Below are 19,362 nucleotides of genomic sequence, written 5' to 3'. Positions count from 1 at the left end.
GCACCCGAAGACGAAGGGGTGGTGCAGAAAAAAAATGAGCCCAACGGCATGGGCTCATGGAACACTACTTTAGGGCAGATGCCTGTCAGATAACCCTCAACTGTCAGAGCATATCTTGACTATTACAAATCATACTACAAAAAAGAGGCTAACCATGCAGGTTAGCCTCTTTCAGTTCATATACAATAAGGCCTCTAAAACTACATCTTAAACGTGTCGTCACTTAGGTTTTTGTTTACCTCTATGTTCTGCACTTCAGCTTTGATGGCCTGAGGACCTACAACAGTCTCCACTACATAAGGGAACTTCACACCATTCACCTCTTTGTAATTGCTGTAGGTTTTCGTCTGGGTCAGCACACCTTGTGGCGTCTGCAGGTTGTTTACTTCTTTCAGGCGCAGGCCCGTGTTTTTGTCGAAGTAGTGTATGGCTTTCTGGCCATTTGGCAGTGTTACTTCTACCGCATAGGCATCTTTGCCATCTACTTTCTCCATACCGGTCAACTTGGTTTTGATGCCTAGCTTTTCGTACTGCAGCACAGGGAACTGACTTACCTCCAGTTTTTGGGTGGCGAGTTCCTCTTTCGTAAACTCCTTGTTCATACCTTGCATCGGAGCTTCCATTTTACCTTTTTCACCGTTGATGATCACGCGCTGCAAAGGGTTGTTGTTCATCATGATTTGCGTGGCAAACTTATCACTGCCTTTCTGCTGCTGCACCAGAGTAAGCGCCATGCCCTGCACGGTGGCGTTGCTGGTGATGGTGATGTCTTTCAGCTTATCTATGTTTACCTGGCCACCGATTGCTTTGATGTAGTCAGCCAGCACCTGATCAGCTGTTAAGCCAGCTGGCACACCCAACGCTGCACGGTCTACTTTCTCACCGGTGGTGCTGTAGTAGGCAATACTGTTGTCATCTTTATCGAACTTCTGCAGTTTTTCAGCTACCTCAGAGGCGTTACCAACTGCTACAACGTACATCTTGTCCGGGTTAATGTACTTCTGCGCCGCACGCTGTACATCTTCAGCTGTTACGGCTTCCACTTTCTTCAGGTAGTTCGCATAATAATCTGCTGGCAAACCATAACGGGCGGTGTTAATGGCATAAACAGCCACTGTCGCAGGGTTCTCCAAGCCGCGGCCAAAGCTGCCCATGATGTAGGCTTTTGCATCGCGCAGTTCCTCATCGCTCACACGCTGGCTGCGGATTTTGTTCAGCTCGTTCATAAACTCTGTTACAGCACTATCAGTTACTGCATTCCGGACGTTGGCATTGGCGTTAAAGCGGCCTAATATCTCGTCGTTGTTGACAGACGAGTAGGCGCCATAGGTATAACCGTGCGTTTCTCGCAGGTTCTGGAACAAACGCGAGTCCATTCCGCCACCCAGGATGTTGTTCATCAAAGAGGCTGCGACAGCATCCTCTGCACCAGGCTTCAGGTCAGCCGGGTTTGTCAGCACCAAAGAGCTCTGCACCGAGCTTGGGCGATCTACTATCACTACCTGTGTCTGCTCAGGGCGCTGCGGCAGGTCATACTTTACCTCCGGCACATTGCCTTTCTCCCACTTCCTGAACGACTTCTTCAGGAGCTTTTTCATCTCTTTTGGTGTCACGTCGCCCACCACAGCCAGGTAACCAATGTTCGGCTTAAAGTAAGTGCTGTAGTAGTTCTGGATGTCCTGCAGTGCAATGTTGTCTACTGACGCCTCTGTCATCAACTCCCCGTATGGGTGATCTTTGCCATACAGCACCAGGTTGCGTGTGCGGCTGGCGATAGCATCGGGATTGTCTTTAGACTGCGCCAGGTTGGCCTTCATCTGCTTCTTCACCTTGTCCAGCTCCTCCTGCGTAAACTTAGGGTTCAGCAAGGCATCTGTGGTCAGGTCAACTAATGTTGGCAGGTGCTTTTTAAGAGCAGATGCATTGAAGCCAGTAGAAGAGAAGCCTAAGTCCGCTCCGATAAAGTCTACCTGCTCATCAAACTGGTCTTTGCTACGGTTTGTAGTGCCTGTGCGCATCATCTGCCCGGCCGCCTGTACATAACCGGCTTTGTCGCCTTCCAAAATGGGATCTCTGTCCAGCACCAGAGACATAGAAACTACAGGCTGCTTGTGGTTCTCCACCACGTATACTTTCAAGCCATTCTTCAGGGTGAAGTGCTCATACTTGCCTAACTCAATTTTGGGCGCAGGCCCCGGAGGGGGAGGTGTTTGTGTGGTCTGTGCCGGCGCTACATACACCAGTGCCAGCGCCAGAAATACGGTAGAATAAAATTTCTTTATCATGATAAGGATGATTCTTAGTTGTTCTGTTGAGCTGATTTAGGAAGGTAGTGCAGCACTACGCGGTTGTTCTTGGTCAGGTACTCTTTGGCCACGCGCTGGATATCTTCTTTCGTCACGTTCAGGTAACGCTGCAATTCTGTGTTTATCAGGTTAGCATCGCCAAAGTAAACCGCATAGTTGGCAAGGCTCTCGGCACGACCAGCTACGGTGCTATTCTGCTGCACAAAGTTGCTTTCTACCTGGTTGCGCAGCTTCTGGAACTCACGGTCTGTCAGTGGTTCCGTTTTCACGCGATCAATCTCTGCGTTCATCGCCTGCTCCAGGTCATCCACCTCCACGCCCATGTTGGCAATAGCGAATGTCAGGAACAACCCTGGATCTTCTGTAGGGAAAGGAATGGAGGCAGCAGCAACAGCTTTCTGCTGCTTATCGACCAACGCCTTTGGTAAGCGGGCACTTTCACCGCCAGATAGCAAAGTCGTCAGCATCGACAGGGCATAGAAATCGTCTGTGCCTTGCTCCGGCACATGGTATGCTTGGATAACAGCAGGAAGTTGGATGTTATCATACACCGTTTTGCGGCGCTCTTCCGTCTGCTTCGGCTCTACTATGTTAGGGCGCGGTATTTCTTTGGTGCCTTTCGGAATACTACCGAAGTACTTCTCCACCAGCTTCTTTGTTTCTTCTATGTCTATGTCGCCTGCTATGGAAAGGGTCGCGTTGTTCGGCACATAGAATGTCTTGTAGAAGTCGCGGAACTCCTCAATACTGGCTGCATTCAAATCCTCGAAAGAACCAATCGGCATGGTCTTGTACGGATGTTCTTTGAAGGCCAGTGAAAACACATTCTCTCCCATAGAACCATAAGGCTGGTTGTCGATACGCTCGCGCTTCTCTTCCTGCACTACCTTACGCTGCGTTTCCACACCCACTTCGTCTACTTTGGCATGTTTCATACGCTCCGCTTCAAGCCACAAGCCCAGGGCAACCTGGTTAGAGGGCAGCAGTTCATAGTAATAGGTGCGGTCGAAGGAGGTGTTGGCATTCAGGGCACCGCCTGCTTTTTGCACCAAAGAGCTATACTCGCCACGGCCAATGTTCTCCGTACCTTCAAACATCAGGTGCTCGAAGAAGTGTGCGAAACCAGAACGGCCAGGCACCTCATTTTTAGAGCCTACGTGGTACAGCACCGACACTGCTACGTTAGGCGTAGATTTGTCCTGATGCAGAATCACGTGCAGGCCGTTCGGGAGGTCATACTCCGTGAATTCGATCTTGTTGCCCTTGGTTTGGGCCAGCGCAGCAAAGCCGGTGGCGCACCACAAAAGACAGGTGATAAACTTGCGTTTCATGTGTTGTTTTGTTTGTAAGAGTGAGTATGGCTCTAAGGCCGGCTTGCAGCGCTTGTGCTACAACATATAAAATTAATTCTAATCCGGTGAAGATACCAGTTTTAGAAGAGGAGGGAGGCCACGTTTCGGCCAAACCAGTGCAGACGCAGATGAAAGGTTTCTTTTTCTAGACGAACAAGATGCGAGACTATGTGAACAGATACCTGATGCTTGCAAGTATGTACTGCTTGGGGAGATTCAGCAACAAGGATAGTATAAAGAAGGCAAAAACTGCATACTTAGTATGAACTGTGCTTTTAACGCTATCAGGCAAAGAGATCAGCAGATGTACTAGCCCTATCCAAAACAGGAAGCTGAAAGGCGCCAGTAAACGGTAGTCCAGATCATCAAAGTGAGAAAAGCTCCTTAAGAATACAACAGCGGCAAGGTAGAGTAGTGCGACAAAGAAGCAAACAAGGGAAAAGGAATTCGTTTTTAACTGCTCCAGCAGGTGATGGTGCTTCCTGACTTTTGCAATAATAAAAATCATAGTTGCCAGTTGCAAAAGAACCGTAAAATAGAGCAGGTAATCTGGTTGGTTTCCCATCCGAAATTTCCGGATGATGAGAAGCTCATTTAACACCCCTTCTGCCATCATACCTAAAAAAGCTCCCCCTGATTCTGTTTCTGCCTCTAAGCGGTCGAAGCCTGTTGCATAGCCACTGAGGTGGTAGTTCATTAACAGGTAAAGCCCTGCCAGCGCTCCGAGCAAGAACAACACGAAGAGAAGCTTAACAGCTGTTCCGCGTTTCCTTTGATAGAAGAAATAGCAAGCTAACAGTGCGGTAACACTAAACGAAAAGGCTCCGATATACCGCATCAGAAACAGGGAAAAGCAAGTCAGTAACAGAAATACTATGTCTTTTCTGTTGCTCCCCAGCTGCAATATTTTACCCGTAAGGTGACACAGGTATAATAGCCCGAGGAGAAAAGGAGCTTCAGACCAGGTAAAGCTGTAAACCTCCAGCAATGTATAGGAGCAATAGACAGAGGCAAGTATGAAAGAATAATTCCGGTTAATGTGGCGCAGCAGCAGAAAGCCAAGCCCCGCCAGCAATAAGTTCAGTAACTTAGAGGACCAGAAAACAGATAGCGGGGTTACTGCCGAAACAAAATAAATAAGCACGGGGTAGCCAACTGGCCAGGTAGAGAAATAGCTTCTGCCAGTTCCTTCTTCATTTAGAATATAAAAGCCGTGACCATCTGTTATATTCTGAGCTAAGCCAAGATAGGCTACAGAATCCGGGCTGAGATAGCCTGTTGCTTCAACATTCACTCTAAAAACAATTACAATAGCCACAATTGTAAATAGAAAAAGCAACAACAAGTCAGAATTTCCACGACCCCTTTTCATCTTAAAATTTTACACAGTAATCAACATCACAATAGCAATGAGAGTAAGTATTGCTTTGGAAGGTTTAGTAGCACTGATACCAAGAAGAAAGAAAAGATTAGAAGTTTAGCGAATCTCACACCTTTAAGCTGATCTGGCAGCGCTACTATATAGTTCACGACTGCAAAAAGCATAATAAAAGTGAAAGGTGATAAAAGACGGTAGTCGAGGGAATCAAACTGTGATATAGTTCTCAGGTAAACTAGCACAAGTAAGTATGCAAAAGCTACTAAAATGGCTATATGTGACAGAGTATTGCATTTAATTGCTCCGGTAACTCTGTTCGATTCTGCTCGAAGCAGCTTCCAGATATATCCTATTACACTGAATTGCAAAACAGCAGTGGCTACAGTTAAAATACCTGGTGAACCATTCAAATAGTATTTCCTTATGATGAACAATTCAATAACAAGTCCTTTTATAGCCATAAAGAAAACCTCTGCCGGCCGCTCCATATTTTCAGTCAAGCGTTGTGCATCCGTATTATAACCTGCCACATAATAATTATGCAGTACATAGATACACACAAACAGCAGGTTTAATCCAAAAGCTATGAGCAGATGCCTGCTTACACTTTTACGATCATCAAGCCAGGTGAGTAAGGCTAGAAGCAAAATCAGACCTCCAGAAAAAAAGCCAATGTATCGAATCAAAAACATAAAAATTGCTGTAGCAAGTAGCGCATACACCAGTACTACCTTACCACTGATGTAGACTTCGTGGAGCAACACAACAAAGCACAGGCAGCCAAACATAAAAACACATTCTGACCAAGTGTAGGAGTACATTTCTATGATAGTGAAAGCGCCATAAACAGAGGCTAGCACAAAGGCATATTGACGATTTATATGCCGCATCAGTAGAAAGCCAAGACCGGCAAAAAGTAAGTTTATAAATTTGGACGCCCAAAAGAGCTTGAGGCCACTTGTCAAGGATACTAACGCGACCAATGTTGGGTAGCCAATAGGCCACGCTGAGAAGTAGGCTATGCTCCCGGTTCTTCTACTATGAAGACCGTAAAGGTCCCGAATAAAAAAACCTTCTCCGGCCTTGAGGCTCCTGGCTGCCTCCAGATAATACTCAGAGTCCGGAGATAAGTAACCTGTTCCTTCTACGCTTACTCTTAGAACTATGGCAGCACAATAAAAAATGTACAACAGCAGCAGCAAGAGATCAGGATTTCTAAATTTATCCTTAAGCATTTGGTTCTCTAGTACATCCTCGGCAACTCAATGCCTTTGATTTTCCGGTACAGCCCAAGCGCTGCCTGGTCTGTGAGGCTGGCCACAAAGTCGGTAATGTGAATGATGCGCTGGTAATCAGTGGCACCTTCAGGCAACTCCAGGTAATATGGCGGAATGAGTGCCGCCAGTTTGCGGTGGTGTTTTGACTCCGGCCTGAATACGGCTTTCACGCAGGCATCAAGCAAACCGCCTAGCACCTCAAAGCCAGCAGCCTCTATTTCCAGTACCGGGCGGTTCTGGTAAATCAGCCTGATGGATAGGTCCTTTATCTTATCTAACACTGGCTTACAGCTGAGTTCGTTAATAAGAGGGGCATCATAGGTACCCTGCAGCATCTCCTGTTCGTGCTGCAGGAATATGGCAGTAGTCTCTTCTATCAGCTTTCCAATGATACGGGCACGCAAATAGCCGATTTCCTCACGCCAGTCATAAAAACTGAGGCTGGACTTGCGGTTCGGGTTGTCGTTCAGTATCTCCCGGAGAAGGTTCAGGCCTTGTTCCTGCGGCACCAGGCCCAGTTTAAGACCGTCTTCAAAGTCGATGATGCGGTAGCAGATATCGTCTGCGGCTTCTACTAAAAAGGCCAGCGGGTGGCGGTGGTAAAACACTTCTCCGTCTGCTCCTTTTTTCAGAAGTCCCAGTTCTCTGGCGATACTGTTGAACCACGCCTTCTCTGTCTGAAAGAAACCATATTTCTTCTCGCTGGTATTTTTTGTTTTTGGGATAACCGGCAACGACTCTTTTGGGTACTTGGTGAAGGTAGCCAGTGTAGTATAGGTCAGGCTGAGGCCGCCTGGCAGGTTGCAGTGCGCCGGATAGGTATAGGTTAATATCCGAAAGCCAGCGGCATTGCCCTCATAGCGGTATAAGTCTGCTTTCTCGGCTCCTGTTAAAGTGCTGAGGTAAGGCTGCGCCTCTTCGCTTTGGAAGTAGGCAGAGATGGCATCCTCTCCAGAATGGCCGAAAGGTGGATTGCCGATGTCGTGGGCAAGGCAGGCAGCAGCTACCACATCGCCAAAATCAGCCTCCTGTATATGTTTTTCCTGCGCCAGGTCCGGGTAGCGCTCAAGTATGCTTTTGCCCACAATGCGGCCCAGCGAGCGCCCTACCACCGAAGCCTCCAGACTATGCGTCAGGCGCGTGTGCACAAAGTCACTCTCCGGCATCGGCATCACCTGCGTCTTATTCTGCAGCCTTCTGAAAGCCGATGAAAAAACAATCCGGTCATAGTCGCGCTGAAACTCGCCCCGTACAGATTCATCTGTGCTGTATTTTGGGTCTGTTGTCTCGAAGCGTTTTTTTGAGATTAGCCTGTCCCAGGTGGTGGTAAGCTGCATAAGGGTATTTAGATTCTTTGCTCGTCAAAAAGTTGCTTTTTTCTTTTTTGCCACAATTTCATCGAGCAAAAAGCTTCTCCTTCCTCAAATATAACCCCATGCAGATAATAATGCTATGCAAAACGTACTAGTAGGGCGAAAAAGCGTAAAAAAATTAATGGCATAACAACAAGTATAAGCGATTCCCATGTTACACAAAGACCATTTTTTACTATACTTCAATTCCTCACCTGGCCTCTAAAACACGATTAAACTCTTGTAAGCTATTTATCAACCTTGAAAGCCATGTTACAAACAAGCAACAGAATACCTTGTGTTATGGAAAAAAGAGGTTGATTTTTGAATTATCAAACAAGCCACTTTTCAAGCTATAAAAAACAAACTGTTCCAAAACCTATTCGTTGCAACGGGAGCTAAGCTGTTTTTCCATGTACAGTTGCTACCCTGCTTCAAATTTCGGTTCACAGGCAGGCGAGAATCCATCTTCCCCGGATGATTTTCGCCTGCTTTTGTATTTTGTTTTAATTATCATGCGCAGCAGCAACATGTGCCGCTGGCAGTTGCTAATCTCTGCCTGTAGCTTCTCCCTTCCAGGCGATGAGGGTATAGGCCTACTGGTGCCTGCGAAGTACTGAAGTTACAAAAGCCGGTGCTTTTAGCAATTCTGCCGCATCCAACCGGATTAATAGCGCGCATACACTTCCATCCTGATCTCCTTTTTCCACTACTATACTTTACCTGAATGAAGTCGAACCACTATTCGGCATGCCATCAGCACATCAAAACTACAAACGACAGTAAAACCATAAAAAAGCAAGAGGAGAATTCACTTTATATGACTTCGCCTCTTGCCGCAGGTAAGACTGCTGCTACCGCTTTAGTATCTTTACCTGGCCGCTCATGTTGCGTTCCTGCCACTTCAGGATATAAATACCAGCGGCCAGACCGGCTACATCCACCTCTACCGGCAGGTTAATGTCCCTGAAGGTGAGTTCAAAGTCACGGACTAACCTGCCCGCCATGTCATACAGCTTTGCATTCAGGATTGTGGTATTCTCCACGATGTACAAAAGTGTAATGATATTGGTTTCTTCGTTTATCAGGCTAGGATACACGCTTAACTGCCGGACCGAATCCGGGTTTATTACACGTACCCGAGGAGAGAAGCTTTCCCTTCTGTCGCTGTAGACTACGCGCAAGCGGTAATAGCCTATAGCTGGCAAGGGGTTATTGTCCATAAAAGTGTAATCTATTTCTGCCCGGTTTCCGGCAACGCCTTCAGCATCCACTGTACCAATGTCTTCCCAATCAGTGGCATTAGTACTGCGCTGCACCACAAAGAAATCAACCTGCACTTCGTTTTGGGTAGTCCAGTTAACCGCAACGGTGTTTGGGGAGGTGTAGCTGGCACTAAATGTATAAATTTCCGGCGCCAGATTACACTCAGCTGCTGTGCTAGGTTTCATAGGGGCTTCACAGGCATTCTCCCCTACACTGTTTGCCATAATCAGGTTAGCGCCCACCACGTCGGCAGCACTCAGGTCACGGATAATTCTTTCGTTTTCTACTGCATAATGCATGATGGCACTAGGCAAAATAACATGGCTTAGCTGATGCGCATGCCCCAATTCATGCAGCATCACCGTTTCAAAGTCAAACTGCTTTCCCTGAGGCGGACCCGGACCATATTCCCAGCTGATGCTGCTGTTGATTTCCATGTCGAACTCTGTTACATACCACACGGTGTCCCGGCGCCCTCCCACAATACAGCCCTCATAGTAGCTGAAAGTGCGGGCCAGCACTCCTGCGCCTACCGTACTGTTTGATGCAAACCTAACTACGGTGGTCTCATCTTCTTCGGCTTCCTCTATTGTAGTAGGCTCTCCAATCTTCCAGTTTACCCCCGACACACACACCCAGGTTGTCATGGCACGCCGAAAGCCTTCCTGCGCGCGTTGCTTGCCAAGCATGCTGGGTGCATACCGAATAGTATAGCCCCCCAAACCGTCCACGTCAATCAATCTGGGTCTGAACGTTTTATCATCAAAAACAACGTTGGAGTAAGCAAACTCTATGATGATAGGGATGGTGCTGCTGATGACGCTGCCATCATTCGTTACCACCCGTATAGGGCCGGAGCCCGGGGTATCTCTGTCTTCTGTGGCCGAGGGAACGTATAAACGGATCTGATTGTCAGACCAGAAAATGTACGAGGAAGCCAATGGCTGAACAAAAGTCTGCCCCCCATCATCTGCATTCCTGAACTCCACTGCCCCATTGCCCCGCGTGGCACCAAACCCTGAGCCATTTATTGTTAGAACAACTCCTGTTCCTGCACTCACGGTAGTAGGAAGGAAGCTGGTGATAAGGGGCGCAAGTTTGGCATCCTGTACCTGCTGTTGCTTCTGCTCTACGGCAGGCCTGTCTTCCAATGCTTCGTTTCTGGAGATACTGCTGTAGTTTTGGCCTGTTCTCCTGGAGATGTCCTGGTATAGCCCCTGTATGCTGCTGTAGCTGTCGAAGGAGCCGATGGCCCTTTTCCCGGCCAGGTCATACTTCACGTACCCCTGCTGGCTACCATAGGCCATAGTGCTGGTGTACTGGCTGCCGGGAGAGCGTGGCAACTGCTGCTGACGCTTCAGGAAGAACACGCCCTGTTGCCCCGGACGTAGCTGCAGGGCCGTGGACACAACATGTTTTTTTAGGCCAATAGAGCCTCCTTCCGTAATCAGCTCCACCAACTGGCTTTCTACTTTTCCTTTGAAGGACTTGTATACCCGAATAAGGTTGGAGGTGTAAATATTTTTCTGGCCCGTATCCCAGAATGATTTTTGTGATACAACCTCTCCCTCCACTACCATATCTGCTTTGTTAACACGCTCCTCTAGGGTTAGCGGCAGCATATGCCCTCGGTCGGAGGAGAAAGCGCGGAAAGAAAACAGCAGCGCGAAGAATAACAGCAAAACTTCTGTGCGGGGAGTAGCTGCAGTAAGTCCGGGTAATTTATTCATGTGAAATGGTACAGGTCATAATTTATGAAACAAATGGAGGCTTATTTGTTTAGAAAAAGTTCAGCGACTCATACTTACGAAAAAAACCTCATGTAGGGAAACGAAGTCTCAAATATAGGTACAGGCCTCCTACAAACGGCTAAATTAAACAAAATGCCCGCCAACTGAAAAAGCTGGCGGGCATCTGGTACACTGTCCGGGTAAAAATCAGTTGCTCTTATACTGGAAATTGAAGCTGGAGGAATCGTTTCGTTCTACATTCATCAGCGTTTTATACTTCTCATACACTTTCTGAGGCTGCTTTTTACCATTGATGTAAAGCTCCTTGTTGTTGAGTTGAATATTTACGTTGTCATCCCCTTTTTTGATCACACCGTCTTTTACTAACTCCTCCTTTATCTTCTCCCACTGCTGCTGGTGCTTCTGAGCTATCTTCTGGTGCTGCCTGGCTACATCTGCCTGTTGCCGGGCCAGTTCTTTCTGGTGTTGAACCATTTCCTGCAAGTGCGCCGTCTGTTGCTGCGCCAGTTCTTTCTGCCTTTCCGCTACGGCTTTCTGGTGCGCTCCGTTCAGGAGCCCGTTTGCACGGAGTTCATCCTCATAGGCTTTTATCTCTTGCTCAAAGAACTTCAATTCTGCTTCATAAGCCTTCATCTCTTGCTTATATTTTCTCTGTGCTTCCTGATCTTCTCCAAATGGAACCAAAGGTGGCACTGGAGGAACTGGAGGTACAGGAGGAACAGGTGCTACTCCAGGCACTGGGGCTACCTGAGGAGGTGCTGGTGCTGGCGCAGGTGGTGCAGGGGGAGGTGGTGGCACCAGGCTGTCACCGCTGGCGTGGTTGTAACTGTAAGAGTAATTTCTGCGGACATTCCGTCGCGCCTCTGAGGCTGCCGCACGAGCCTGCTCCATTTGCTGCGTTACTTCCCTGCGGTTTGCTTTCGGGGCATTTTCTACTGCCTGCAGCCGCTGGTCAATAAGCTCTTTGTAATCATCTAAATGCCTGTTTGGGATGCGCTTGCCATCTACATACAGTTCCTGCACTTTTCCCTTCTTGTTCTTGATGATAACGATGTCACGCGCTTTCCCGGCTGAATCCTGCACGGTATATACAAAAGCACCTGCATCATCGTTACTGAAGGTATCTCCCTCATCAACTGCCTTCAGCACCTCTTTGCCGTCTGCCTTATCCTGAAGCAAGGCAGCGTCCTGATCCCCTTGTGGCTTCAGGGCGGCCATGGCACCAAAGGAAAGCACCAGTAACCCCATCACCAGTACTAAACCAGCCGCAAAGCCCTCGGAAAAAGTAGGCTTCAGCGACTGCTGCCCCACCAGGCGCCTGATGCGGCTCATAAGCGTTCCCCGCTTGCCCGAGAAAGCAAGAGCTACAGGAGGGGCAGCCGGTAATCGCATGGCTTCAATCTCTGCCAGGGCACGAGCATAGGTCAGGGTGTCGCCGCAAATAGCTACTGCCATGTCGTCGCAGCAATTCTCCCGCTCTGCCCGCACCACCCCCGACATCCACCACACCGCCGGATGATAGAAGAACAGCATGTCCATGACAGACTGCAGCAGGTTCACCAGGTAGTCTTTCCGCAGAATATGCGCCAGCTCATGAGCCAGTACAGCCTCTACCTGCGCCTGTGATAACCCGGCCACAGCGCCCATTGGCAACAGGATAACAGGCTTGACAAAGCCGATTGTCATTGGCACCTGCACTAAGGCCGACTCCACTAACCGCACTGCCTTGTTTACACCTATTGCTTCGCTTATCTCCTTTACTTTCTGCTGCCAGTTTGCTCCAAGCGGAGTAGTTCTGTAATGGCACAGGCGCTGTGTATAGGCAACCCCACCTATAAAGCGAATGGCCATTACCATCATTCCCAGCAGCCAGAGGCTGACCAGCAACGGCATGTGCTGCTCAAAGTATACCTGTGCCACCGCAAAAGGCTCTGCCCAGAACGACGAATGAACAGACGCCTCCGTTACTTCTGCGGCATGAAAGGCTCCTGCTGTACCTCTTAAAGCGGCTTCATTGGGTAGCGCAGACTGGGGTGACGCGCTATAATAGTATAAGAAAGTACCTGCCGACAACAATAGCTGCGCCAGCATGGCACTACCTGAAAACGCATACCGCACGTTAGCACTCTGTTTGTGCAGCAGCACCAACAGCAGGCTCAGCAGCAGCGCAACAAAGGCTCCCTGCCACAGCGAGTGCAGCAGCGTCCAGCCGAAGGCCTGCACCAGGGCTTCTGAGAAAAAGCTTGTGACATAGTTCATTTTTTACCTCCTTCCAGTTTGTCTAACAGGTTTCTGATTTCGTCCAGTTCTTCTTTTGATGTGTTGCTGTTGCCAAGCGCCTGCATCACCAGCTTGCTTGCCGACCCTCTGAAAGCCGCATCCATGAAACGGTCCAGCAACTGCTGCTGGGTCTGCTCCTCTTCCATCAAGGGGCGGTAAACATGGGAGCGGCTTGTTTTGTCAGCTTCCAGCATTTTTTTCTCCGCCATAATCTGCATCAGCTTTAGGGTAGTGGTGTAGCCCACCTCCTTTGTCCTGCTCAGCTCCTCGTGCACCAGGCGTACCGTGCTTGGCCCATGTTGCCAGAGCACCTGGAGTATCTCTAGCTCCGACTCCGTGGGTTTAGGTAATTTTTCTGGATTCATAGTTCATAGATGGTTATATTCTGCAAATGTTGCCTTACAAGTATATACGAATATTTTCGTAAAAGGAAATTAATATACGATTATTTTCGTAGTTATGAGTATAAGTTAGAGGTTGCCGCGTGAAAGGGAAGTTTATTGAAGTGAAAAATAACGAGAAACAAACCTGTAACAGATACCTGCTATGGATATTTAACTCGTCTAAGCTGGCGTAGGAGTAGCTTATCCAGCGATTTGTGGGTTACCTTTCCCATAGTCACAGTCTTTGCGCTCCACTCCCGCGGGGGCGCGTTTTCCTGTTCGGAGCTGTAGGGGATAGCGCTATTTAATTCTCCATTTTACTGGCGCATTTACTGGTGTAAGTTTTCAAACATGTGTCTAAAAATGATGTCGAGTCTGTAAGCGACTGGGCCAGAGGTTCAATTATCCCTCACACTCGCGGGACGCGAGCGAAGGCAACTATAGAATGAAACAGCCCTGCTGCACCCGGCGCTTCACATGGAAGCCGTAGTCACTTTCCCTCCGAGCTGGCAGTAAATTTCACAGAGCAGTTTGAACTGATGTATCTGTACTTAGCCCTTCTTTGAAGCATCAGCAGGAGCAGCAAAACAATCAGCAATCAATGCGTCAGGGCTGATTTTATCATGATGAACTCGTTGATGTTGTCTGTGTTGATGACACCGGCGAGGCGGCCGTCTTCCAGCACAGGATAGAGCGGAACGCGGGTCTTCTGAAGTTCTGTGTAAGCCTCCGAAAGCTTGTCGTGTACATCAAATGTTTTTACGTCCGCAGACATTATCTCAAGCACCGGGGTTTGCATCTGTTCTTCCTTTACGGCTTGTATTAACTGAGAGCGGGTGAGGGTGCCCACTACGGCTCCTTCTTTTTCAACAACAAACTCATGTTCAGAGCCCATCAGCAGCTTGTTTAATGCTTCCCGCACCGTTTCTGTTGGGGCCAGGGTTACAAAGTTCGTCATCATGCCTTCGCGCACGCTGTGGCCGCGCAGGTAATCGAGGTGCTGCACAAGTATGTTCTCTGAATAAGCTCCAAAGAACACGAAAGCACCTATCAGGATCAGGAAAGGGTTGGACATGAAACCAATAAAGACAAAAACGATGGCCAGCAACTGCCCTAAGTTAGCGGCAATCTGAGTGGCCCGCACCCGGCCCAGTTTAAAGGCCAGCAGCGCCCGGAGCACCCGGCCGCCATCCATCGGAAAGGCAGGAATGGCATTGAACACCACCAGCACCACGTTCACAAAAAGCAGCAGGTAAAAGAAGTTTGCTGGGGTGATGCGCAGAAAGAACTCCTCTGAAAAAGAACTGCCCAGCGAAGGCAGCACCAGCCAGAGAATGAAGGCTATCACCACATTTACGGCGGGTCCGGCTACTGCAATAAGCAATTCCTTTTTCGGGTCCTGGGGCATACTCTCTAGGCTGGCCACACCTCCTATAGGCAGTAGCGTAATCATCTTCGTTTTAATGCCGTAACGCTTTGCTGTGAGCGCATGCCCCAGCTCGTGCAGCACCACGCAGAAAAACACCGCAATGATAAACCCTATCGCCAGCAAGGTAGTTGGAAGGTCGCTGCCACGTTGTGATTCGGTAAAAGCAACCCAGCCCAGCAGCAACGCGAAAGTCCAGTGCACCAGTATTTTTATTCCGGCAATACGACCAAGGTTAAGCGACCATTTCATACTTTGATTTTTATTTACCTGCTGCCCGGGTTTTGGCTAACGCGCCAGTTGGGGCAGCACCTTCTCTCCAAAAACATCTATAAAGCGCTCCTGTTCCAGGTTTACGTTGTGCAGAATAAGCTGTGTAAAGCCGAGGTCAATGTATTGCTGGAACCACTCCTGGTACTGCCCCAAGTCTGTTGAAATCAGCACATGCTCTTTCATGACTTCTTTTTTGACCACCTGCGCTGCTTCCTGAAGTTGTTTGGCCGTGCGTAGTTCTGTTAACACACTGCTGCTAAAAATATTGGATCGCCATTGATCATAAGCGCCCTGAAGCGCCTTTTCCTCTGAGTCAGCAAACGATATCTCTACTTTCAGGTTCATTGGTTTTCCTTCTCCTCCACCCTTGTGGAAAGCATCTACCATCTTTTTCAGTTCCTCTGGAGGGCGCGCAGTAGTCAGAAGGGAGTCTGCCCAGCCTCCAACCCATTCGGCGGTCACTGGTGTGATAGCTGCCCCTAATATACTTGGTGGCGTGGCAGGCCGTGTAAAAAGGGTTGCATCCTCGACTGTAACAAGCCCATGGTGGGTCACGGTTTCACCAGCCCAAAGCGCCCGTATAATGTCAACACATTCTTTCAGGCGTGCATTCCGGTCTTGCTTTACAGGCCACACCGTGCCTGTAATGTGCTCGTTCAGGTACTGTCCTGTACCCAGCGCAATGTCAAACCGGTTGGGGAACATCTCGGCCAGTGTGGCTGCCGCCTGCGCGATAATGGCAGGGTGGTAGCGCTGGCCCGGGGCATTTACAACGCTGAAGGGAAGGTTTGTAGCCTGCAGCGCAGCGCCAAGCCACGACCATGCAAAGCCACTCTCGCCTTGTTCGTGGCTCCACGGGTGGAAATGGTCGGAGGAGTTGCAGCTCTGAAAGCCCGCTTCTTCAGCCCGTTGTACATATTTCAGCAAAGCGCTGGGTTTAAACTGCTCGTGCGATGCCTGGTATCCTATCTTTATCATAAAGTCTGTATTTCTTAGTTTGAGGTTGCAAAAGTGCGTATACAAAATATTTTTCAATGCTTACCTCCTACTACGGCCATCTCCAGCAAGATGATATAAAAACAAAGCCTGCCAGTCTTTTAGCAGCCGGTCCTTTATAGCATGGACTTTGATATGCTAGGCTGACTGTGCTGTACAACCTGTTCCGTGTGCCATGAGTAGAGGCAAGGGCCGACGTGTACGTATTGGCAGGGGGCTTTGGAAACTTGCCAGTCACTATCTTTACAAAATGTATCCGAATGAGGTAATTTCAGGTATCCATATATACTATGACAAATTTACAGGACAGGGATTTTGAAAGAGAGCTGCAGTTTCAGGCATCCAGAAGCGGGGGCGCCGGCGGACAGAACGTGAACAAGGTAGCCACTAAGGTAGAGCTGCGGTTTGATGTGCAGAACTCAGAAGTACTGACAGAGGAGGAGAAGGCACTCATTCAGGACAAGCTGGCCAACCGCATTAACAGTGAGGGTTACCTGCAGGTAGTCTCCCAGACAGAGCGCACTCAGCTCAGGAACAAGGAAACCAGCATCAGCCGGTTTTACGAGCTGCTGCGGCAGGCCCTCACGAAGCAGAAGAAGCGCAAGGCAACAAGGCCATCCCGGGCCAGTGTCAGAAAAAGGCTGGAGGGCAAGAAACGGCAGGCAGAGAAAAAATCGGCCCGCGGCTTCCGGAGCGACTACTAATATTCAAAGTACTTGGCTGGTATAAGCCTGTCCTGTTGCTGATCGTTCCAGACCATGGAGCAGACATACCACTTGTCTTTCACCTTCATAAACTGAATGCTGTTGATACCTACAGAAAAAGGCGCTGCCCCAAGGTCGTTCAGATAGGCCTCATAGGTGCTGAAGCGATGCGCAATTTTACCAAATACCTCTGTTCGCGAGGAAATCTCCTGCTCCCTGAATGCAACTAAACTCCCGGATTCAATTTGCTCCTCCACCACCTGGATAAACTGCTGCACCGTATACTCCTGTGGCTGGTCTTTATTGTTATTGATCAACCTGCCTCCTTCATAAAATAAGCTTCCAAGGCCAGGCAGGTCTGGTTGTTCCCCCTTCTCAAAGCTGATGCTTTGGTACAGTGCCTGCGTGAGTTCGTCCAGTTCTTGCATAAATCAACATTAAGTAAAGTTTATACAGCTATAGAAGAAGGGCAGCCTCTTATAGACAGGCCGCCCCGATCCAATTATTTTTTACTGCTGGCACTACCGCCTGCAGCCTTGGTGGTTCCTTTCAGGCACTTATCCAGGAAGGTCAGAATAGCGCTGTAGCCTTCTATCTGGTTCTCCTTTTTTACAAAGCCATGGCCCTCATCATCGAACACCACATACTCCACGGGCACGTTGTTGGCTTTCACCAAGGCTACGATCTCATCTGACTCTACTTTCAGTACCCGTGGGTCGTTGGCGCCCTGCAGCACTATCAGTGGCTTTTCAATCTGGTTTGCAAAGAACAGCGGCGACTTGTTGTAGAGCGCGGCAGAGTCGGTGGCTGGGTTCCCTAATTCCTTGTATAGCGACTCCCGCATAGCCTCCCAGTACGGCGGAATGCTTTGCAGCGTGCGCAGCCAGTTGGCTACGCCAAAAAGATCTACGCCTACAGCAAACTCATCCGGTGTAAAGGCCAGGGCTGCCAGCACCATATAGCCACCATAGCTGCCGCCCATTATTCCAATTTTATCTTCGGCCACATAGCCTGTACCGGCCAGGTACTTCTTTGCCTCAATACAGTCTTTAAGGTCTACATCGCCATGTTTCAGGTCGTCGGCGGCGTAAAAGGTTTTGCCGTAGCCGGAGCTGCCACGGTTGTTGACGGCCAGTATAGCATAGCCATGATTCACGAGGTACTGCATCAGGGCACTGTAGTTGAGGCGCGACTGGCCACCGGGACCGCCATGTATCCAAAGCAGCGCAGGCACCTTGTTGTCAGCACTGGCACTTTTCGGCTTCATCAGCAGGGCTGGTATCTCCATCCCGTCAAACGATTTGTAACGGATCACCTCCGCGTTCACCAGGTCGGCCTGATCAATCTCCGGGTTCATCGTGTCGGTCAGGCGGGTGGTTTTATCATTGCTGAAATCGTACACGTAGAGGTTGCTGGGCGACGTTGGGCTGTTCACATAAAACGTCATCAGCTCACTGTTATCCGACATGTTGACACCTGTTATATCCCCTGCCGGCACCTGCGGCAGTTGCACCGGTTGGTTGGTGGCTGTATCATATATTTTCACCTCAGTGCTGGCATCGTTGTTGATGCCGGTCACGCGATACCTGCCATCGCGGGAAAAATAAGAATACATAATATCCCAGTCGGCTTTCTCCACATTTTCTGTTCTTCCGCTGGCAAGGTCATAGCTTTTAAGCGCCATAAACTCTCCTTCCTCATCCGTCAGGAAGTACAGCTTGCTGTTATCAGGCGTAAAGGTTTGGGGGCTGTATTTTATATCTTTGGCATGATCCGTTAGCTTCTTCAGCTGCTTTGTCTCTGTGTTGTACAGGTACATGTCGCTGCTGTTGGTGTTGATGCCCTTTGTGAGCGCCACATGTTTTTTATCCCTGGAAATGGCGGCAACATCAAATCCCTGCTCATTCTGCATCACCAGCTTTGGCGTCAGGCTTTGCAGGTCCATCTCATACAAGTCGAAGTACTTTGGGTCACGCTTGTTGGAGCGGAAGAAAAAGCTGTTCTGGTCGTGGCTCCAGCCTGCAAACGATGCCTTTGCCTTCGCCTCCGGTGTCAGGTCCCTGGAGGTTCCATCCGGGTTGCGCACATACAGGTGCGTGATTTCGTCGCCGCCTTTGTCGCTGGAGTATAAAATGCGCTCGTCTTTGGGGAAGTATGATATCACAAACACCGAATTGTCCGTTGAGTTGGTGAGCTGGCGCGACTCACCTCCTGCTACAGGCACCTCAAAAGCGTTGTAAACGCCCGTTTGGTTGCTGGAGTAAAGTATTTTTGAGTTGTCAGGTGAAAAGTCGCTGCCACCGATGGAGGTGGTGTTCATGAACTGCTCAATGGTGTAGGTCCTGGCTACCGGCTCCGTTGTCTGGTTTTCGCTGGTGGTGCTTTTCTGGCAGCCGGCAAAAAGGGCAACAACTGCAAACGCGGCAGGCCCCCAACATATTTTTTTTCTCATGGTTTTGGTTTCTTAAGGCGCTGTATCGGAAAAGTAAACTACTGAATTTCAGAGACAAAACAAATAGCAAGATTTTACACTGCAGGAGCAGCTGCAAAACCCTCCTGAAATAAACCTGGTACTGGTTTTTCAGGTAAGGTATTTGCTGCCACTGCAAAGGAGAAGT

Annotated in this window: 14 protein-coding genes; 2 read left to right on the top strand and 12 right to left on the bottom strand. The window is 49.0% G+C overall.

All coding sequences use genetic code 11. The annotated features are described in order from the left end of the window. Positions 1-200: 200 nt before the first annotated feature. From ACFS7Z_RS06520 to dgt, 5 genes are all read right to left on the bottom strand, one after another. Positions 201-2,285 carry an insulinase family protein gene (locus tag ACFS7Z_RS06520; protein ID WP_377482538.1) on the bottom strand — a complete coding sequence of 695 codons (2,085 nt, stop codon included), beginning with the start codon at positions 2,283-2,285 and terminating at the stop codon, positions 201-203. Positions 2,286-2,299: 14 nt separating this feature from the next. Further along, a complete protein-coding gene (locus tag ACFS7Z_RS06515) occupies positions 2,300-3,637 on the bottom strand; it encodes a M16 family metallopeptidase (RefSeq protein WP_377482536.1) in 1,338 nt (445 codons plus the stop codon). Between the two features lie 187 nt (positions 3,638-3,824). Then, positions 3,825-5,030: a hypothetical protein gene (locus ACFS7Z_RS06510; RefSeq protein WP_377482534.1), complete on the bottom strand. Its 1,206-nt coding sequence runs from the start codon at positions 5,028-5,030 to the stop codon at positions 3,825-3,827. Positions 5,031-5,056: 26 nt separating this feature from the next. Continuing rightward, positions 5,057-6,271 (bottom strand): hypothetical protein, encoded by a 1,215-nt coding sequence (locus tag ACFS7Z_RS06505; RefSeq protein WP_377482532.1) that lies wholly within the window; start codon positions 6,269-6,271, stop codon positions 5,057-5,059. A gap of 8 nt (positions 6,272-6,279) precedes the next feature. Next, entirely contained in the window at positions 6,280-7,650 is a 1,371-nt protein-coding gene (dgt, locus tag ACFS7Z_RS06500) for a dGTP triphosphohydrolase (protein ID WP_377482530.1), read from the bottom strand. A gap of 428 nt (positions 7,651-8,078) precedes the next feature. Between dgt and ACFS7Z_RS06495 the strand changes: the two genes are divergently transcribed. Beyond that, positions 8,079-8,285, top strand: a complete 207-nt coding sequence (locus ACFS7Z_RS06495; RefSeq protein WP_377482528.1) for a hypothetical protein — start codon at positions 8,079-8,081, stop codon at positions 8,283-8,285. 234 nt (positions 8,286-8,519) lie between these two features. Here the strand turns inward: ACFS7Z_RS06495 and ACFS7Z_RS06490 are convergent, their stop codons facing one another. The 5 genes from ACFS7Z_RS06490 to ACFS7Z_RS06470 form a co-directional block, all read right to left on the bottom strand. After that, positions 8,520-10,661 (bottom strand): IPT/TIG domain-containing protein, encoded by a 2,142-nt coding sequence (locus ACFS7Z_RS06490; protein WP_377482526.1) that lies wholly within the window; start codon positions 10,659-10,661, stop codon positions 8,520-8,522. A 207-nt stretch (positions 10,662-10,868) separates the two neighbouring features. Then, positions 10,869-12,941 (bottom strand): M56 family metallopeptidase, encoded by a 2,073-nt coding sequence (locus ACFS7Z_RS06485; RefSeq protein WP_377482524.1) that lies wholly within the window; start codon positions 12,939-12,941, stop codon positions 10,869-10,871. Continuing rightward, positions 12,938-13,327 carry a BlaI/MecI/CopY family transcriptional regulator gene (locus tag ACFS7Z_RS06480; protein WP_377482522.1) on the bottom strand — a complete coding sequence of 130 codons (390 nt, stop codon included), beginning with the start codon at positions 13,325-13,327 and terminating at the stop codon, positions 12,938-12,940. Before ACFS7Z_RS06480 ends, ACFS7Z_RS06485 begins: the two co-directional genes overlap by 4 nt. Before the next feature lie 616 nt (positions 13,328-13,943). After that, the gene (locus ACFS7Z_RS06475) at positions 13,944-15,023 is read right to left on the bottom strand and encodes a site-2 protease family protein (RefSeq protein WP_377482520.1); all 1,080 of its coding nucleotides are present in this window, start codon (positions 15,021-15,023) and stop codon (positions 13,944-13,946) included. Positions 15,024-15,059: 36 nt separating this feature from the next. After that, the gene (locus ACFS7Z_RS06470) at positions 15,060-16,022 is read right to left on the bottom strand and encodes a TIGR03885 family FMN-dependent LLM class oxidoreductase (RefSeq protein ID WP_377482518.1); all 963 of its coding nucleotides are present in this window, start codon (positions 16,020-16,022) and stop codon (positions 15,060-15,062) included. Positions 16,023-16,330: 308 nt separating this feature from the next. Here ACFS7Z_RS06470 and arfB point away from each other — a divergent pair, with 308 nt between their 5' ends. Beyond that, positions 16,331-16,744 carry an alternative ribosome rescue aminoacyl-tRNA hydrolase ArfB gene (arfB, locus tag ACFS7Z_RS06465; RefSeq protein ID WP_377482516.1) on the top strand — a complete coding sequence of 138 codons (414 nt, stop codon included), beginning with the start codon at positions 16,331-16,333 and terminating at the stop codon, positions 16,742-16,744. On the opposite strand, the gene ACFS7Z_RS06460 is transcribed toward arfB, so the two are convergent. After that, positions 16,741-17,172 carry a hypothetical protein gene (locus tag ACFS7Z_RS06460; RefSeq protein WP_377482514.1) on the bottom strand — a complete coding sequence of 144 codons (432 nt, stop codon included), beginning with the start codon at positions 17,170-17,172 and terminating at the stop codon, positions 16,741-16,743. The genes arfB and ACFS7Z_RS06460 overlap by 4 nt on opposite strands. Before the next feature lie 74 nt (positions 17,173-17,246). Next, positions 17,247-19,196, bottom strand: coding sequence for a S9 family peptidase (locus ACFS7Z_RS06455; protein ID WP_377482512.1), 1,950 nt, complete (start codon positions 19,194-19,196; stop codon positions 17,247-17,249). Positions 19,197-19,362: the final 166 nt, after the last annotated feature.

Source organism: Pontibacter toksunensis (assembly GCF_042686245.1).
Taxonomy (GTDB): Bacteria; Bacteroidota; Bacteroidia; order Cytophagales; family Hymenobacteraceae; genus Pontibacter; species Pontibacter toksunensis.
The sequence above is the reverse complement of the archived record's forward strand: the minus strand, read 5'-3'. Positions and strand labels throughout refer to the sequence as shown.

Bases quoted from the DNA above. Each gene is read 5' to 3' on its own strand.
- ACFS7Z_RS06520 (WP_377482538.1), bottom strand. From the start codon at position 2,285: ATGATAAAGAAATTTTATTCTACCGTATTTCTGGCGCTGGCACTGGTG.
- ACFS7Z_RS06515 (WP_377482536.1), bottom strand. From the start codon at position 3,637: ATGAAACGCAAGTTTATCACCTGTCTTTTGTGGTGCGCCACCGGCTTT.
- ACFS7Z_RS06510 (WP_377482534.1), bottom strand. From the start codon at position 5,030: ATGAAAAGGGGTCGTGGAAATTCTGACTTGTTGTTGCTTTTTCTATTT.
- ACFS7Z_RS06505 (WP_377482532.1), bottom strand. From the start codon at position 6,271: ATGCTTAAGGATAAATTTAGAAATCCTGATCTCTTGCTGCTGCTGTTG.
- dgt (WP_377482530.1), bottom strand. From the start codon at position 7,650: ATGCAGCTTACCACCACCTGGGACAGGCTAATCTCAAAAAAACGCTTC.
- ACFS7Z_RS06495 (WP_377482528.1), top strand. From the start codon at position 8,079: ATGTACAGTTGCTACCCTGCTTCAAATTTCGGTTCACAGGCAGGCGAG.
- ACFS7Z_RS06490 (WP_377482526.1), bottom strand. From the start codon at position 10,661: ATGAATAAATTACCCGGACTTACTGCAGCTACTCCCCGCACAGAAGTT.
- ACFS7Z_RS06485 (WP_377482524.1), bottom strand. From the start codon at position 12,941: ATGAACTATGTCACAAGCTTTTTCTCAGAAGCCCTGGTGCAGGCCTTC.
- ACFS7Z_RS06480 (WP_377482522.1), bottom strand. From the start codon at position 13,327: ATGAATCCAGAAAAATTACCTAAACCCACGGAGTCGGAGCTAGAGATA.
- ACFS7Z_RS06475 (WP_377482520.1), bottom strand. From the start codon at position 15,023: ATGAAATGGTCGCTTAACCTTGGTCGTATTGCCGGAATAAAAATACTG.
- ACFS7Z_RS06470 (WP_377482518.1), bottom strand. From the start codon at position 16,022: ATGATAAAGATAGGATACCAGGCATCGCACGAGCAGTTTAAACCCAGC.
- arfB (WP_377482516.1), top strand. From the start codon at position 16,331: ATGACAAATTTACAGGACAGGGATTTTGAAAGAGAGCTGCAGTTTCAG.
- ACFS7Z_RS06460 (WP_377482514.1), bottom strand. From the start codon at position 17,172: ATGCAAGAACTGGACGAACTCACGCAGGCACTGTACCAAAGCATCAGC.
- ACFS7Z_RS06455 (WP_377482512.1), bottom strand. From the start codon at position 19,196: ATGAGAAAAAAAATATGTTGGGGGCCTGCCGCGTTTGCAGTTGTTGCC.